1 pseudogene is annotated in these 711 nt (G+C 74.3%); it reads left to right on the forward strand.

The features are described from left to right. Positions 1–19 precede the first annotated feature (19 nt). Positions 20–711 (forward strand): annotated as a pseudogene (locus tag ACI782_RS26010) (epoxide hydrolase); the annotation flags it as partial.

A 711-nucleotide genomic window follows, 5' to 3' on the forward strand; every position in this document is an offset into this window, starting at 1 on the left:
CCGGGCCTGGGCGGAGCTGATGGATCGGCTCGGCTACCGCCGCTACGTCGCCCAGGGCGGGGACTGGGGCGCGTTCGTGGTCGACCAGATGGGGCTGCAGGCGCCGGCGGGACTGCTCGGCATCCACACCAACATGCCCGCCACCGTCCCCGCCGACGTCGACGCGGCCCTGCGAGCCGGCGCCCCGGCGCCGTCCGGGCTCTCCGCCGAGGAGCGGCGCGCCTACGAGCAGCTGGTCCGGACCTTCGGGCAGGTCGAGTACGCCCGGTACATGGCCGCGCGCCCGCAGACCCTGTACGGCATCGCGGACTCCCCCGTCGGCCTGGCCGCGTGGCTGCTGGACCACAACGACGCCGACGGGCAGCCGGCCGCGGCGGTCGCCGCCGCCCTGGACCGGACGTCGAGCGCCACGGGCGAGCTGACCCGCGACGAGGTCCTGGACAACATCACGCTGTACTGGCTGACCAACACCGGGGTCTCGGCGTCCCGGCTGTACTGGGAGTACCGGGGCGGGTTCTTCGACGCCAAGGGCGTGTCGATCCCGGTGGCCGTGAGCGTCTTCCCCGGCGAGCAGTACGAGGCCCCGCGCAGCTGGACCGAGCGGGCCTATCCCGGCCTGGTCCACTACAACCGGCTCGACCGCGGCGGGCACTTCGCGGCGTGGGAACAGCCGCAGCTCCTCGTGGAGGAGCTCCGGGCGGGTTTCCGGTC

Source organism: Geodermatophilus sp. SYSU D00703 (genome assembly GCF_054050155.1).